The following is a 15,005-nucleotide window of genomic DNA, read 5'->3' as shown; positions in this document are numbered from 1 at the left end:
ATGTCATTACTTAATACGATCCCAGGGAATGAGATTTTCCATCACCACCGCCAGCAGCACGCCGATTAATAAGCCGTTGCCTAATAGCGGTCGAATTGTCAGGGGCAGCGTCTGGAGATAGACCGGCGGCAGGCCCATTAAAAAGATGCCGATAAATAACGGCAGCGCCAGCCGGTAGATATTTCGTGCGGTGAAGGTGATTTGTTTACTGAAAGATAAGCTGGAATATAACAACGGAAGATAGGAGACCAGCATGACCGCGCTGCTAATCGGCAAAGGCAGCGTGGTAAAAAAGTGGGTCAGCGGCGTAAATAGTCCCACCAGCAGACAGCACAGGCAGCCGATAATAAACGGCTGGCGCGAAGTCTCTCCAGTTTGGGTTAATAAACCTATCGATGAAACAAAAGGCGAAAACGGCACCACGCTGAGCGGAACCGTTATTAAGGTCATCAGGCCGGAGATAATAAAGCTTCGTCGGTAGCGGGTATTGCTGGCGCCCTGCTGGGGATAAAAAACGTCGCTACCGCGAATTGCGCCGTAGGTATTCGTAATATTCACCAGCCCCGCCAGCAGCGCCGTCAAAATAATGCCGGGGCGTAACTCCCCGCCGTAGCCAAGTGGAAACCACTGCCAGTGAATCGGCCCGGATGCCATCGTGGCGGGCGGAGTGCGAAACAGCAGGTACCAGCCAGCCCAGCCTACGAGGGTGCCAAACAGCAGGGCATAGCGAGCAATGCCGTCCGCAAGAAAAATGATCATCCCCAGCACCAACAGCATCACCGCCAGCGCCAGGCTAAACGGCGCCAGCTGAACGCCCACGTTAGCCTGGGTCGAACTGAAAGGCAGCCCGAGCATGCCTTTAAAAAAGATCGTGGTGAGCTGCGCGCCGAGCAGCAGCATAAAAAAGACCATGACCGTCGGGCTGAAGAGCTTCGCCAGGCGGTGACCGATGCCGCTCACGCCGATGATGATGGTGAATATCGCCGACAGAGAGATGCCAACCGCCAGGCTTGACGCAATGCTGGCAAATGGAGTGCCGCGCGCGGCTTCACCGACGGTGACGGTCAGGATAGTGCTCCACCATAGTCCCGTAGGCCCTTCCATAATCGCCCGACGATGGCCCAGCAGCGCCTGCGCCAGGCAGGCCAGCCCGGTGGTGATAAAACCGTACTGAGTCAGCGTAATCAGCGCGCTGGCGGGCAGCTGAAAAGCAGACTGTAATGTCGGCGGTACCACGACGGTGTTGCAGAAAATAAAGAAGAACCATTGAAATCCCGCCAGGGTGTTTCGTTTATTGAGCGGAAATACCACCATGATTGAATCCTGAAAAAGCGCCTGCCGTTAAACAGGCGCTGAGCATGGAATGGGGCAAGTGATTCCCCGGGTCGCGGCTTGCGCCTTATCCGGGCGACAAATCGGCTCGTAGCCCGGAGAAGGCGCTTACGCCGCAAGCCGGGAATTCACCGGATCCCCGTTACTGCTGATGCTTAAGGATAAATTTCCCCTTCGGCGCGTGCGGGAAGCCCTGCTCGATGTCATAGATCACATCGCCGCGCAGGAGGGTTCTGGCGATCCGCGCGCCAATCGTACGGCCGACGTAAGGGCTGACTTTATGGCGATATTCAAGGTCTTCCGCCTGCAGAACGTAGCTGCTGTTCGGCTGAATAAACACCAGGTCAGCGTCTTTGCCCGGCGCGATGCGACCCTTATGCTTCAGGCCGAAAATATCCGCGGCGTTGGTCGCCATCAGGCGAGCAAACTGCGGCAAAGGCATACCGCGCTTCTGCACCGCTTCATCGAACATGACGTCCATACAGTTTTGCAGACCGGCAATCCCGCCCCAGGCCTGCATGATATTGCCCGCCTTCATTTCCGGCGGGCACGGAGAGTGGTCGGACACCAGGCAGTCGATCTCACCGTTGAATAGCTTTTCCCACAGCCCTTTCTGATTTTCCGCGTCGCGGATCGGCGGAGAGCATTTCGCCAGGGTGCCAATCTTTTCAAACTGTTCGGTATCCAGTACAAAGTAGTGCGGGCAGGATTCGCAGGTGACATCCTGACCTTCCTGACGGGCGCGCGTCACTTCGGCGACCCCTTCCGGGCTGCTGACGTGGCACACGTGCAGGCGGCAACCGGCGACCTTCGCCAGATACAGAACGCGGCGGATCGCCTCAACTTCGGTGAATACCGGACGGGAGGCGACGTAATCATGGGCGGTCACGCGCCCTTCTCTTTTCGCCTCTTCGCCCAGCTCATCGCAGATCAGCGCGTTTTCGCAGTGCACCAGTACCGTCTGCTTCATCTCGGCCAGCTTTTGTACGCCTTTGAAGAACTGCCAGTCGTTAACGTCGCGGAAGTCATTGTCAATCCCGCGATCGCCGCAGGTCGCGACGAAGCATTTGAACCCCACCACGCCCACTTCATCCAGCTCGTGCAGCCGGTCAAGGTTATAGGAGACCAGTCCGCCAAGCTGCGCGGCATCGATGGTCAACTTGCCTTTCGCGGCGTCGAATTTCAGCTCAATGGTCTCTCGATCGACGGTGGCCGGCAGCTGGTTCAGCGGCATTTCGATCATCGTAGTGATGCCCCCTTTTGCCGCCGCGCGGGTACCCGTTTCGTATCCTTCCCAGTGGGTACGACCCGGCTCAGAGATGTGCGTATGCGCATCGACCATCCCCGGCGAAACGATCAGCCCCGTGGCATCCATGATCTGCTTCGCGTCCCCCAGGTTTTCACCGATAGCGGCAATTTTGCCGTCAGCAACCGCGATATCGACCACCCGGGATTCGTTTTCCAGAATGACGGTGCCGTTTTTAATGATTAAATCAAAAGACATATAAAACTCCTTGTATGTGTACAGACGATTAAGCCGCCATACTTCTGTTTGCAGCCACGTACACCGCAATACCAATGGCTTTGGCTCTTGAAGCTTCATCCATGAAATAAACTTTCCTGGTTGTAATAAAATCAATTCACAGCATTGGGGCGCGCCAGGTTATTCGGCTGGGCCCGCCTTTTCAGCAAGGCGTAGGCGGCAAAAGCGACAATAACACCAACAAACCACGACACGCGGGAGAACGATTCGAGCAGCGGGATAAATTTTCCGCCGAGCGATAAAATAACCGCCACAATCGTTACCAGGAATGCGGTAACGTTAAATCCATTATCGAAATATTTATAATCTCCAGGCGCGGTGTAAAGTTCATCAAGATTAATTTGCCCACGCATGACGATAAAATAGTGCGCCATCATTACGCCAATAACCGGACCCAGCATACCGCCGATAATATCGAGAAAAAGATAAATACTGTCCTGATTTTCCATTAATTTCCAGGGGCAGATCAGCAGGCTAATAATACTGGCAATCAGCACGCCGTTTTTATAGGTCAGTTTCGTGGGAGCAATCGCCGCAATTTGATAGCCCGCAGGAATAATATTACCGGTGGCGTTGGTGGAGATCGTGGTCATTAATATCACCAGCACCGCAAAGAACGAGGCAAACAGGCTGTCCCATTTCTGCACAATATCCAGTACGTTCCAGGTATCCATACCGTAATGGATACTGGCGCCGGCGATAATGCACACTCCGGCCACCGCGAACAGAATATAGGCCACCACTAAGCCAAGGGTTTGCCCAACGGCCTGCTCGCGAAACGAACGCGCGTTCTGGGTAAAGTCCGAGGCGCTCACCGCCGGCGCGGCCCAGACGGCAACGACCGCATTGATAACGACCAGGAACAGGAAGCCGGTATGCTCCGCTTTCGCCACCCCGGTCGGCAGATAGTCAAGGATCGGACCGATCCCGACCAGCGAGATAGCCCAGATAGCCATGCCGCCGAAGACAATATAGATGCAGGGATTGAGGATTGCGGTAAATTTATTGAGAACTTTTCCGCCGCCGAAACCAATCGCCACATTAATCAGCCAGAAAACCAGAAAGGCGATCATCCCCGGCAACGACAGTCCCAGCAGCTTAAAATCACCGCCGAGCGTCAGAAACTCGGGCCACAGTTTGCCTAATAAGATCAGGAATGCCAGCGAGCCGGCATAGCATTGCAAACCAAACCACATAATTGCCGCAATGCCGCCTCTGAGCAGGCCGGGTAATAATGCCCCACGCACACCATAAGAAGCTCTTAATATCATTGCGAAGGGGACGCCGTATTTACTTCCGGCAGCACCATTAAACACCATAACCAGGGCAATAATAAAAGCACTCAATATTATCGCCATCATTATACTAAACGTTGATAGCCCGAGAATAAAAAAACCACCAACCATTACATAATTAGGCACGTTGTGTACGGAGCCCATCCATAAGGTAAAATAGTTAAATGTTTTCCAGTTACGCTGCGAGGCTACTTTGGGCAGTAGATCGTCGCTGTAACCCCTGGCTTTGTACAGGTCTTGAGTTTGTTCCATAATTCCCTCTTAATACGCATCGGATTACGTTTGTAGGTTTAGCTATGTGGAACAACAAATTTTAATTATTTATTTTTTATTATACTGGGATTGTCTTTGACTGTATTTTGTTCTTACGCAAGGTAATTAGCGCAAACAGTATCGTTCCGGTAATAACCAACCCGGCAGACATCACAAAACTAATTTCTTTTGAACCGGTCAGGTCGGAAATAAAACCGGTGAGCGTCGGTGCGACCACCGCCGAACTCATGCCAAAGAAATTAAACAAGCTAAAGGCGCGGCCTAATGTTTTCGCTGACGCCTGCTCGGAAACGAACGAGATAAGAATCGGGTCTACGGCCATTTTGCCCAGCAGTCCGTACAGCACCAGGCTAATCATCAGCATGGTGGTATTCGGCGAGAGAACGGTAAACATCAGCATCGCCGCAGCGACAATCTCCAGCCCGAGAATCACTTTGACTTTACTGTCGCGGAACTTATCCGAGAGATGGCTGAAGAACAGCGCGCCCGGCACCCCGACCACCGCCACCAGCGCGGAAGCAAAACCAATGGCGCCGCCGTCAAAGCCGCGTTCGGTCTGAAGATAAGAAGGCAGCCAGGTGACGATCAGGTAGTAGCCGTAGCAGGTGCAGAAATAGAGAAAGTAGACGCTGCACAGCAGCGGCGAAAACAGCGGCGCCGATTTCTCTTCAGCAACCGGAGCGGCAGCCGCTGCGCCAGGCTTATTCTCCGCTACGGCGGGTTCTTTTAGCTTGCGGCGAATCACCAGGGTAAACACGCAGAGCATCACCACCAGGATCGCGGCGACGATAAACAAGACATTTTGCCACGCCATATGCATGCTTTTGACCAGAATGCTTGAGCCAATCAGGCCAATCCCCATGCCGATGGCGGAGCCGCTGTTGATGATGGCGTTCGCCAGCGCCCGGCGTTCCTGCGGCACATTGGCCGAGGAGAGCGAATAGGCGGAGCTAAAAAACGACGCGCAGCCAGCGCCGGCCAGCAGCGAGCCGATATAAATCAGCGTCAGGTTTCCCGCATTAGCAATACTCAACGTACCAATAATAAACAGCGAGAAACCGCACATCAGCATAATTTTTTGTCCCAGCTTATCGACCAGAATGCCGCAGGGGATCTGCATTCCGCAATAGGCCAGAAAATAGAAGCTGGCAATCGCGCCGATTTCAGCATTACTGACGTTACCTAAGGACGCCTGAATTTCCGGATAAATAGGTGTTAATACGGTACGATAAATCCATATTGCCACCCAGCCCAGACTCATGACCACGACTATTTTCTTCCAATAGTCGATACCCGTTTTATTGATAGTATCCATAAATTCACCCGTGAGGTTTAAAAAACGCTGCCGGAACCGGCAGCATTTTCTTATTACGATATTTTATGATTGGCCATTAATTCCAGCGCCTGAACTAAAGACGAGTGGTCTAATTCACTACCACCGTTGGCGGCGCAAGTGTTAAATAACTCCTGACAGGTTGCCGTATTCGGTAAATTAAGCGCCAGTGCTTTCGCGCTCTGCAATGCCAGATTAAGATCCTTCTGGTGCAGGGAAATTTTAAAGCCGGGATTAAACGTCCGGTTCAACATTCTTTCGCCATGCACTTCCAGAATACGCGAGGAGGCAAAGCCGCCCATCAGCGCCTGACGCACGCGAGCGGGATCGGCTCCGGCTTTAGACGCGAAAACCAGCGCCTCGGACACTGCTTCAATATTCAGCGCGACGATAATCTGATTGGCGACTTTACAGGTCTGACCGTCGCCATTACCGCCTACGAGGGTGATGTTTTTACCCAGAATATCAAACAGCGGTTTCACGCGGGCAAAGACGTTTTCATCGCCGCCGACCATAATTGAGAGCGTGCCTTCACGTGCGCCGATTTCGCCGCCGGATACCGGAGCATCCAGATAATCCGCCCCCAGGTCGCGCACCTGCTGCGCAAACCGCTTGGTTTCAATCGGCGAGATAGAGCTCATATCCACGATGGTTTTCCCCTTCAGCGCCGCTTTGGCGCAGCCGCGCTCGCCAAACAGAACGTCGGCAACCTGTGGGGTATCCGGAACCATGATGAAAATAATCTCCGACTGCGCCGCAACCTGCTCGGCGGTAGCCAGATGCTGCGCGCCTTGCTTGAGCAGGTCGTCAGCAACCGGGCCGATGGTAGTAACGTGCAGAACGTGGCCTGCCCTGGCAAGTCGGAGCGCCATCGGGGTGCCCATAATACCCAGACCAATAAATCCCAGTTTCATAAGTTTCCTCTCAGAATTTCTGTTTCGATTTACCCGGGCAATAGTTATCCCTTCCTGTTGTCAGGAAATAAAACCCCTGCGTCTGGAATAATAAATACTGCCCAAAGATAAATTAAAAATTAGCGGTAGTGATTAAACCATGTCAAACCCGCTTCGGTGGTGGTCAGCGGTTTATATTCGCAGCCCACCCAGCCGTCATAGCTTGATCTATCAATAAATTTAAAAAGATAATCGTAATTAATTTCACCGGTCCCCGGCTCACCGCGATTCGGATTATCAGCAATCTGTAAATGACCAATACGGTTAGCATAAGTTTGCATCGTATGGGTTAACTCCCCCTCCATCCGCTGCATATGATAAATATCGTACTGAATTTTCAGATTATCGCTGCCGACCTCATCAATAAGCGCCAGCGCCTGATGAGTGGTATTCAGATAAAAGCCCGGCATATCGAAGTAATTAATCGGTTCGATCAGCAGCAGAATACCTTCCTGCGCCAGCGCGGCAGCGGCAAAACGTAAATTCGCCACCAGCGTGGAACGAATATGATCCTCGCGGTAGCCAGGCGGGGTTTTACCCACCAGACAGTTGATTTTGCGATTGCCCAGCGCTTTGGCATAGCGGATTGCGGCATCCACGCCTTCGCGGAACTCCGCTTCGCGACCGGGAATACAGGCTATGCCGCGCTCTCCCGCCGCCCAGTCGCCGGCGGGTAAGTTATGTAAGGTATGCTCCAGCCGGTTGTCGCTCAGCTTTTGCTTTAATACCTCGGGCGCATAATCATACGGGAACATAAACTCAACGGCGCGAAAACCGCAGGCCGCCGCTTTCTCAAAACGATCCAGAAAATCATATTCCAGAAATAACATCGAAAGGTTGGCTGAAAAGCGCAACATAGGTTCACCTCATTTATTCATATTTCATAAAGCAGGTTTCGGTTGGCGCATCGATGGCGCTATCGGCAACATCTTCAAACTCCATCACGTTATCCAGCTCGCTACCCATGGAGATATTGGTGACCCGCTCAAGGATCACTTCCACAACAACCGGTACGCGATACTCTTTCATCCAGACTTTCGCCTGCGCCAGGGCGGGCGCGATATCCTCCGGCTTGAAGACGCGAATCGCTTTACAGCCGAGACCCTCGGCAACCTTGACGTGATCGACGCCGTAACCGTTCACTTCGCTGGAGTTGATGTTTTCGAACGCCAGCTGGACGCAGTAATCCATATCGAACGCGCGCTGCGACTGACGAATCAGGCCCAGATAGGCATTGTTTACCAGCACGTGGATGTAAGGAATATTGAACTGCGCGCCCACCGCCAGCTCTTCAATCAGGAACTGGAAGTCAAAGTCGCCGGAGATGGCCACCACGTTACGCTCCGGATCGGCGGTGCAAACGCCCAGCGCGGCAGGAAGCGTCCAGCCCAGCGGCCCGGCCTGGCCGCAGTTGATCCAGTGGCGATCTTTAAATACGTGCAGCATCTGCGCGGCGGCGATTTGCGACAGCCCGATGGTGGTGACGTAGCACACGTCGCGACCAAAGGCTTTATTCATCTCTTCATAAACGCGCTGCGGTTTGACCGGCACGTTATCGAAGTGGGTTTTACGCAGCAGCGTACGCTTGCGCTCCTGACACTCGGCAACCCAGCGCTCGCGACGCGGCAGGCGGCCCTCTTTTTGCATCTGCTGCGCGATATCTACCAGTTGAGCCAGCGCCGCTTTCGCATCGGACACAATGCCTAAATCCGGGCACAGCACGCGGCCAATCTGCGTCGGTTCGATATCGATGTGGATGATTTTGCGACCTGCGGTGTACTTCTCAACGGAACCGGTATGACGGTTAGCAAAGCGGTTACCGATGCCGAATACCAGGTCGGAGGCCAGCAGCGTGGCGTTACCGTAGCGATGCGCGGTTTGTAGGCCGACCATCCCGGCCATCAATTCGTGGTCATCCGGGATACAGCCCCAGCCCATCAGCGTTGGGATGACCGGAACTTGCGTAATCTCAGCAAATTGCTGCAGCAGCGCTGCGGCATCGGCATTAATCACCCCGCCGCCGGCGACAATCACCGGACGCTCCGCCATCAGCAGCATCGCCAGCGCGCGTTCGATCTGCGGACGAGTCGCCACGGGTTTATAAGCCGGGAGCGGCGCGTACAGCTCGGGGTCAAATTCGATTTCCGCCACCTGAACATCATAAGGCAGGTCGATCAATACCGGTCCCGGTCTGCCGGAACGCATCAGATGGAAAGCCTGCTGCAGCACGCCCGGTACCAGCGCCGCTTCGCGCACGGTAACCGCCATCTTGGTCACGGGCTTAGCAATGGATTCAATATCGACCGCCTGGAAATCTTCTTTATGCAGACGCGCGCGCGGCGCCTGGCCGGTGATGCACAAAATCGGTATCGAGTCCGCGGAGGCAGAATAGAGCGCGGTGATCATATCCGTTCCCGCCGGGCCCGATGTCCCCAGGCATACGCCGATATTACCGGCTGCGGCACGCGTATAGCCTTCGGCCATATGGGACGCGCCTTCCACGTGGCGAGCCAGAATATGGCGGATCCCGCCGTGCTTACGCATGGCGGAATAAAAGGGGTTAATCGCTGCGCCAGGCACGCCGAATGCGGTGGTAATCCCTTCTTTTTCGAGTACATACATTGCCGCGTCGACGGCTCTCATTTTTGCCATTTTTTACTACCTCACTATATTGGAAAATTTTTCCAAGCTTGAACAAAGCCTAAAAATTCCCGCTCCTCAGAGCGGGTCGGTTCGGCGATCACTCTGCCTGGGGTTTCAGTCCCAGCGCGGTGCTGATATTCCTTGCCGTCTCCCTCACCAGCTCTCCCTGGCTGACAAAACGGTCCGGGGTTAAGCGGGACGCTGGTCCGGAAATCGAAATTGCCGCCACTACGGATCCGACATCATCGTAAACCGCTGAAGCAATACAGTTTAATCCTGTCACGTGCTCCTCCTGGTCAATGCTGTAGCCGCGGTCGCGCGCCTCATCCAGGTTTCGCTGCAGGACCGGTAAATCGACGATCGTCGACGGCGTAAAGCGCTGCAGCCCGGTCTTCACAATCACATCCACCAACTCATCCGGGGACAGCGGGTACAGCAGCGCCTTTCCGGCCCCAGAAGCATGCAGCGGCAGCCGGCTGCCGAGCGGCGCGCACATCCTTACCATCGATTTGCACTCCTGCTGGCCAATCAACACCGCTTCGTTGCCGTTACGAATCGCCACGTTTACCGTTTCCCCTGACATCAGCATCAGCCGCCGCATAAAAGGTCCGCCGACGGATAAAACATCCCGGTTATGGATGTACGCCGAGCCGACATTGAATGCGCCAAGCCCGATGTGCCACCAGCCTAGCTGCGCGTCCTGATAGACAAAATCCGCGCCCTCCAGCACTTTAAGCAGGCGAAAAGTGGTCGATAACGGTAAGTCCAGATTCAGGGAAATATCGCTGACCGACGAGCTGCCGCCGCTCTTTTCAAGGTATTGCAGTATCGCGATCCCTCTCTCCAGCGCCTGTGCGCCTTTTTGCGCGGAAGGCTCCTGCTGGCCCGGCCTTCCCCGCCTTCTCACTTCTGTCATACCTCGATTATCTCCGGCTCAAAACCTGAGCATAAATAGTGTGTAAGCGCCCACATGTTATGCAAGATAATCGACAGCGTCACGTGCAACCTCACGCAAAGCTCAGCTCCACGGTCGGGATCTCCACGACATCGCAGTTATCTTTTCCACCGCGATCGACGGTTAAAAAATCGGTTTCGCTCTGCCAGGCAAACAGCGGGTGATGCCAGACATTGCGATGATAATTTACCCCCTGGCGGCCATTGGAGATAAACGCGCGCAGCGTGGTCATGTCCGGCTCATCGCCTCCTGACGCAACCACCACCACAAAGACTTCGCCGTTCATCGGCACGAACGCCTGGGTGCCCAGCGGATGACGTTCCAGCTCGGTGACGACAATCGGCAATACCGCCGGCTGGGCCCGATTAATGCTGATTAGCGTGCGATCCTGCTGCAGGGTCTCCACCATGGCCAGATCGTGAAAACGCTGCACTTTGCCATCATTAATATGAAAAAAATCCTGCCCTTCCGTTTCGATAACGTCCCCATAGGGACGGAATGCTTCGCGCGTCAGCGGCAATACCTCTAGCTTCATTGCAATATTCCTTAGTCATTAAAAACCGTCGCCCTCCTCATACCTTGAGGGTGATCGATGTCCCGGTCAATTCATGGCCATCTCAAAGTGGTATCAACTATAAGTTGGAATAATTTTCCAAAACCTGATTTAAGCCACATAATTGAGAAGGTTATTATGAAAAAATACTTAAAAATCATGGGCGAATTATTAAATTACGAGGAATAAGGCGATGCTAGACCCCGAAACACTACGTACCTTTGTCAGCGTCGCGGAGACCGGCAGCTTCTCCAGAGCAGCGGAAAAACTCTATAAAACGACCGCCACGATTAGCTATCGCATCAAACTGCTGGAAGACAACACCGGCGTCGCGCTCTTTTCGCGCACTACGCGCAGCGTCCTGCTGACTCCTGCCGGAATGCATCTCCTGGCGCAGGCCAGAGAGTGGCTGGGCTGGATTGACAGTATGCCCGGCGAGCTGCAGCAGATTAACGACGGCGTGGAGCGCCAGGTGAATATTGTGGTGAATAACCTGATGTATGACCCTCAGGCTATTGCGCGGCTGCTGGCCTGGCTCACCCAGCGTTACCCTTTTACGCAATTTCATTTTTCACGACAAATTTACATGGGCGTCTGGGATACGCTCCTGCACGATGACTTTTCGCTGGCCATCGGCGTCACCGGCACCGAACCGTTAGCGGAGAATATTGCCGTCGCCCCGCTGGGTGAAGTCACCTGGCTGTTCGTGATGTCGCCGAATCATCCGCTAAGCCAGCAAACCGACCCCCTGTCGGAGGCCCAGCTACGCCGCTATCCTGCGGTCAACATTGAAGACAGCGCGCGGAGATTAACCAAACGTGTTGCCTGGCGCCTGCCGGGTCAAAAAGAGATCGTGGTTCCCGATATCGAAACCAAAGTCGCCGCCCATATCGCCGGCGTCGGCATCGGCTTTTTACCCGAGCCGCTGTGCCAGCCGCTTATCGCGCGCGGCGAGCTGGTTTCCCGGCAGATACCGACCATGCGTCCCCCCTCTCCTCTGAGCCTCGCCTGGCGTAAAGATCATCATGGTAAAGCGGTGCAGGATATCACCTCGCTATTCGGTCACTCCGCCCCGGAAATCCAGGGATTCCTGACGCTATTCAGCGATACACCGTGAAAAATCAATCCAGCCTGCCGCTCACCGCGTACAATAGGAGGATTATCGCGTCGAGCGACGCGTCTGAATGGCTTAACGGTTTAAATGATGGAATTAGTCCCACAAAATATTCGGCAGATTCTTGCCAGCGATACGCCGCTGATTGACGTACGTGCCCCGGTTGAATTCAGGCAAAGCGCCATGCCCGCAGCGATCAACCTGCCGCTGATGAACGATGACGAGCGCGCTGCCGTCGGTACCTGCTATAAGCGTCAAGGGCCGGAAGCCGCTCTCGCACTGGGCCATCAGCTGGTGAATGGTAAGATTCGCGCCGGCCGCCTCGCCGCCTGGAAAGAGGCCTGCGCGCGTTATCCAGAAGGCTACCTGTGCTGCGCTCGCGGCGGCCAGCGTTCGCATATCGTCCAGCAGTGGCTGAAAGAAGCTGGCGTGGATTACCCTCTGATCGTCGGGGGCTATAAAGCGCTGCGCCAGGCCGCCATACAGCTTACCGAAGAGCTGGTACAGCGCCCTATCGTGCTGATCGGCGGCTGTACCGGCAATGGCAAAACTCAGCTGGTCTGCGCTCAACCGGACGGTATCGATCTCGAAGGGCTTGCCCATCACCGCGGCTCTTCATTCGGTCGCACCCTCCAGGAGCAGTATCAGCAGGCTACCTTTGAAAATCATCTGGCCGTGGCGATGCTTAAAAAGTCCGGGCAGCAGACGCGCTGGGTGCTGGAGGATGAGGGGCATATGATCGGCGCCAATCACCTGCCGGAGTGTATGCGTCTTCGCATGGCGCAGTCGCCGCTGGCGGTGGTGGAAGATCCGTTTGCTATCCGTCTTGAACGACTGCGGGAAGAGTATTTTGCGCGCATGCATCGCGATTTCCTGGCGGCCTACGGCGAAGAACAAGGCTGGCAGGCGTATAGCGAATATCTGCATCATGGCCTGTTCGCAATCCGCCGCCGCCTCGGGCTACAGCGTTTTGCCCAGCTCACCGCCAGGCTTGATGAAGCGCTGCTTGAACAGCAGCGAACCACCGACACCGAAGCGCATTTCAGCTGGCTGGTTCCCCTGCTGAATGAGTATTACGATCCGATGTACCGCTACCAGCTCGGCAAAAAAGCGGAGAAAATTATTTTCCGCGGCAGCTGGCAGGAAGTTGCCGCCTGGCTGGCGGAGTAATCACATCCTCTCTTGTCCCGGCTTGCGGCGTAAACGCCTTAGCCGGGCTACGGGTCCGCAGACGGCGGTGAACCTGTAGCCCCGGTAAGCGCAGCGTCACCGGGGAATGGTTACCGCTTAGAAGTCGTAGCGCAGACGCACCAGGTTCATATCGCCCAGGTTGTCGGTGCTCGACGTGAAGACGTGTTCATAGTCAACGCGGAAACCATAATCCAGCTGGAAACTCACGCCGACGCCGTTATCGATACGCTGATAGTTGCGACCGTTCACGTACTGCAGGCGGTCGCCCATAAAGTATGGCTGAATAGATTTCACCGCATACTGGCCAATCGGGAATTTATAACCCGCAAAGTACTCAATCCCCCAGGCATCGCCCGCGAAGTAGTTATGGACATCGGTTTTTTTGGTGGTCAGGAAGTTCTGATACCAACCGCCGCCCAAGGAGAAGGTCCAGTTATCCGGCGTCCAGCTAAGCGCGGTACCAACGATATTCTGATCGTATGATTTGCTGTCAGAACTGGACGGGTTACGCATATCGGCGCGGGTATAGTTCCACGCGGCGCCCCAGGTCAGATCTTTCATAATGTGATAATCCGCGCCGATGGAACCGCCGCCTTTACGTTTATAGCGCAGACCGTTGCCCGGCAGATATTCGCTGTCCTCAAACAGATAAGAGGCATAGAGATCGACATCGCCAACGGTTTTCTTATATTTCAGCATATTACGTGAGCGATAGGAGCCATCGTAGTCGCCGTTAATGCCGTTACCCGGCGCCTGGCCAATCATGTCGTAATCCCAGATATCGGTTTTTACCCCGACCACGTCGTAATAAACGCTGTTCTGCTGACCGTAGGTTAACGTCCCCCAGGTATCGCTTTTCAGGCCGGTATAGAGCATACGGCGGCTGGTGTTATTCGCGCCTTCGGCATAGTGGTTATCCCAGTCGAAAAGTGCCGGAATATTGACGCCCAGCTCGTAATAGCTGATCCAGCTAATATCATCAAACAGATAGTAGTCGGCCGCGAAGCGGAAACGGGTTCCGCCATCGAAACCGTTACGTTTATATGAGCCTTTGTCGCCATCGCCGGACATCATGTTGAACTGGGGACGGATACTCCCGCCGACGGTAAAATTAAGCCGGCTTAACGGATCGCCCGCCTGCGGATCTTGTTTTAAAAGCGTAATTTCCGCCTGGGATGCAAAAGAGGTTAACGCCAGGGCTGCGCCGATCGTTATCGCCAGCGCTTTTATTTTATGTGCCATACTTTTTCCTTGATTAATAAGCAACCTTATATTTTCCAGCTGAATATTAACTGCGATTGAGTATGGCGTGTTGCTGAGTTTTTAATGTTTTGTGCGGTTAAAAATCAGCAACTTATCATTTTGTGCCCTTAAAGAATCTGTGGTTATCTTTTCATCGCCATGTCATTAAAATGGTCTATTACCGCGCGAACATCATCCATGGAGGAAATATGTCGAAAAAACTACTGCAGCTGCACTTTGCTTTTAACGGTCCCTTCGGCAGCGAGATGTCCCGTCAGCTCGTGGAGCTGGCCGAGTCCATCAATCAGGAACCAGGGTTTATCTGGAAGGTCTGGACAGAAAACGAAAAAAATCAGGAAGCGGGCGGGATCTACCTTTTTGAGAATGAAGAAACTGCGCTCGCTTACCTCAACAAGCACACCGCGCGCCTCAAATCGCTTGGCGTAAACGAGGTTATCTGTAAAGTTTTCGACGTTAATGAGCCGCTCACCGCGCTGAACCACGGCCATTTGTAATAGCAACTCGCATCCGTGGCCCGAAGCCCTCCCGGGTTGCGGCTAACGCCTTACCCGGGCGAC

General features: G+C 54.3%; 13 protein-coding genes. 3 read left to right on the top strand and 10 right to left on the bottom strand.

Going from position 1 to position 15,005, the window contains the following annotated elements; genetic code table 11:
* Positions 1 to 6 precede the first annotated feature (6 nt).
* From K2184_RS14425 to allA, 9 genes are all read right to left on the bottom strand, one after another.
* The gene (locus K2184_RS14425; RefSeq protein ID WP_032719607.1) at positions 7 to 1,314 is read right to left on the bottom strand and encodes a uracil/xanthine transporter; all 1,308 of its coding nucleotides are present in this window, start codon (positions 1,312 to 1,314) and stop codon (positions 7 to 9) included.
* A 160-nt stretch (positions 1,315 to 1,474) separates the two neighbouring features.
* Complete coding sequence (gene allB, locus K2184_RS14420) at positions 1,475 to 2,836, bottom strand: allantoinase AllB (RefSeq protein ID WP_016808724.1); 1,362 nt, start codon at positions 2,834 to 2,836, stop codon at positions 1,475 to 1,477.
* Between the two features lie 131 nt (positions 2,837 to 2,967).
* Positions 2,968 to 4,422, bottom strand: a complete 1,455-nt coding sequence (locus tag K2184_RS14415) for an allantoin transporter (protein ID WP_163524641.1) — start codon at positions 4,420 to 4,422, stop codon at positions 2,968 to 2,970.
* Between the two features lie 79 nt (positions 4,423 to 4,501).
* Positions 4,502 to 5,758 (bottom strand): MFS transporter, encoded by a 1,257-nt coding sequence (locus K2184_RS14410; RefSeq protein ID WP_016808722.1) that lies wholly within the window; start codon positions 5,756 to 5,758, stop codon positions 4,502 to 4,504.
* A 53-nt stretch (positions 5,759 to 5,811) separates the two neighbouring features.
* Positions 5,812 to 6,690 (bottom strand): 2-hydroxy-3-oxopropionate reductase, encoded by an 879-nt coding sequence (glxR, locus tag K2184_RS14405; protein WP_004099746.1) that lies wholly within the window; start codon positions 6,688 to 6,690, stop codon positions 5,812 to 5,814.
* A 119-nt stretch (positions 6,691 to 6,809) separates the two neighbouring features.
* Positions 6,810 to 7,586, bottom strand: coding sequence for a hydroxypyruvate isomerase (gene hyi / locus K2184_RS14400; protein WP_004099744.1), 777 nt, complete (start codon positions 7,584 to 7,586; stop codon positions 6,810 to 6,812).
* A gap of 13 nt (positions 7,587 to 7,599) precedes the next feature.
* Positions 7,600 to 9,381: a glyoxylate carboligase gene (gcl, locus tag K2184_RS14395; protein WP_053064666.1), complete on the bottom strand. Its 1,782-nt coding sequence runs from the start codon at positions 9,379 to 9,381 to the stop codon at positions 7,600 to 7,602.
* A gap of 88 nt (positions 9,382 to 9,469) precedes the next feature.
* Positions 9,470 to 10,288, bottom strand: a complete 819-nt coding sequence (allR, locus tag K2184_RS14390) for an HTH-type transcriptional repressor AllR (RefSeq protein ID WP_004099742.1) — start codon at positions 10,286 to 10,288, stop codon at positions 9,470 to 9,472.
* Between the two features lie 91 nt (positions 10,289 to 10,379).
* On the bottom strand, positions 10,380 to 10,862 hold the full coding sequence (gene allA, locus K2184_RS14385; protein ID WP_108704122.1) for an ureidoglycolate lyase: 483 nt from the start codon (positions 10,860 to 10,862) through the stop codon (positions 10,380 to 10,382).
* 211 nt (positions 10,863 to 11,073) lie between these two features.
* On the opposite strand from allA, the gene allS reads away from it, so the two are divergent.
* Positions 11,074 to 11,997 (top strand): HTH-type transcriptional activator AllS, encoded by a 924-nt coding sequence (allS, locus tag K2184_RS14380; protein WP_004111061.1) that lies wholly within the window; start codon positions 11,074 to 11,076, stop codon positions 11,995 to 11,997.
* 87 nt (positions 11,998 to 12,084) lie between these two features.
* Positions 12,085 to 13,164: a tRNA 2-selenouridine(34) synthase MnmH gene (gene mnmH / locus K2184_RS14375; protein WP_049128174.1), complete on the top strand. Its 1,080-nt coding sequence runs from the start codon at positions 12,085 to 12,087 to the stop codon at positions 13,162 to 13,164.
* A gap of 117 nt (positions 13,165 to 13,281) precedes the next feature.
* On the opposite strand, the gene K2184_RS14370 is transcribed toward mnmH, so the two are convergent.
* Entirely contained in the window at positions 13,282 to 14,427 is a 1,146-nt protein-coding gene (locus K2184_RS14370) for a porin (RefSeq protein WP_004111059.1), read from the bottom strand.
* A gap of 209 nt (positions 14,428 to 14,636) precedes the next feature.
* Between K2184_RS14370 and K2184_RS14365 the strand changes: the two genes are divergently transcribed.
* On the top strand, positions 14,637 to 14,942 hold the full coding sequence (locus tag K2184_RS14365; protein ID WP_004099728.1) for a monooxygenase: 306 nt from the start codon (positions 14,637 to 14,639) through the stop codon (positions 14,940 to 14,942).
* The last annotated feature ends 63 nt before the right edge of the window (positions 14,943 to 15,005 follow it).

The organism is Klebsiella sp. K5-306 (assembly GCF_051835185.1).
In the GTDB taxonomy this organism is placed as follows: Bacteria; Pseudomonadota; Gammaproteobacteria; order Enterobacterales; family Enterobacteriaceae; genus Klebsiella; species Klebsiella oxytoca.
The sequence above is the reverse complement of the archived record's forward strand: the minus strand, read 5'-3'. Positions and strand labels throughout refer to the sequence as shown.

Coding starts and splice junctions, on each gene's coding strand:
- K2184_RS14425 (WP_032719607.1), bottom strand. CDS start 1,314: ATGGTGGTATTTCCGCTCAATAAACGAAACACCCTGGCGGGATTTCAA.
- allB (WP_016808724.1), bottom strand. CDS start 2,836: ATGTCTTTTGATTTAATCATTAAAAACGGCACCGTCATTCTGGAAAAC.
- K2184_RS14415 (WP_163524641.1), bottom strand. CDS start 4,422: ATGGAACAAACTCAAGACCTGTACAAAGCCAGGGGTTACAGCGACGAT.
- K2184_RS14410 (WP_016808722.1), bottom strand. CDS start 5,758: ATGGATACTATCAATAAAACGGGTATCGACTATTGGAAGAAAATAGTC.
- glxR (WP_004099746.1), bottom strand. CDS start 6,690: ATGAAACTGGGATTTATTGGTCTGGGTATTATGGGCACCCCGATGGCG.
- hyi (WP_004099744.1), bottom strand. CDS start 7,586: ATGTTGCGCTTTTCAGCCAACCTTTCGATGTTATTTCTGGAATATGAT.
- gcl (WP_053064666.1), bottom strand. CDS start 9,381: ATGGCAAAAATGAGAGCCGTCGACGCGGCAATGTATGTACTCGAAAAA.
- allR (WP_004099742.1), bottom strand. CDS start 10,288: ATGACAGAAGTGAGAAGGCGGGGAAGGCCGGGCCAGCAGGAGCCTTCC.
- allA (WP_108704122.1), bottom strand. CDS start 10,862: ATGAAGCTAGAGGTATTGCCGCTGACGCGCGAAGCATTCCGTCCCTAT.
- allS (WP_004111061.1), top strand. CDS start 11,074: ATGCTAGACCCCGAAACACTACGTACCTTTGTCAGCGTCGCGGAGACC.
- mnmH (WP_049128174.1), top strand. CDS start 12,085: ATGGAATTAGTCCCACAAAATATTCGGCAGATTCTTGCCAGCGATACG.
- K2184_RS14370 (WP_004111059.1), bottom strand. CDS start 14,427: ATGGCACATAAAATAAAAGCGCTGGCGATAACGATCGGCGCAGCCCTG.
- K2184_RS14365 (WP_004099728.1), top strand. CDS start 14,637: ATGTCGAAAAAACTACTGCAGCTGCACTTTGCTTTTAACGGTCCCTTC.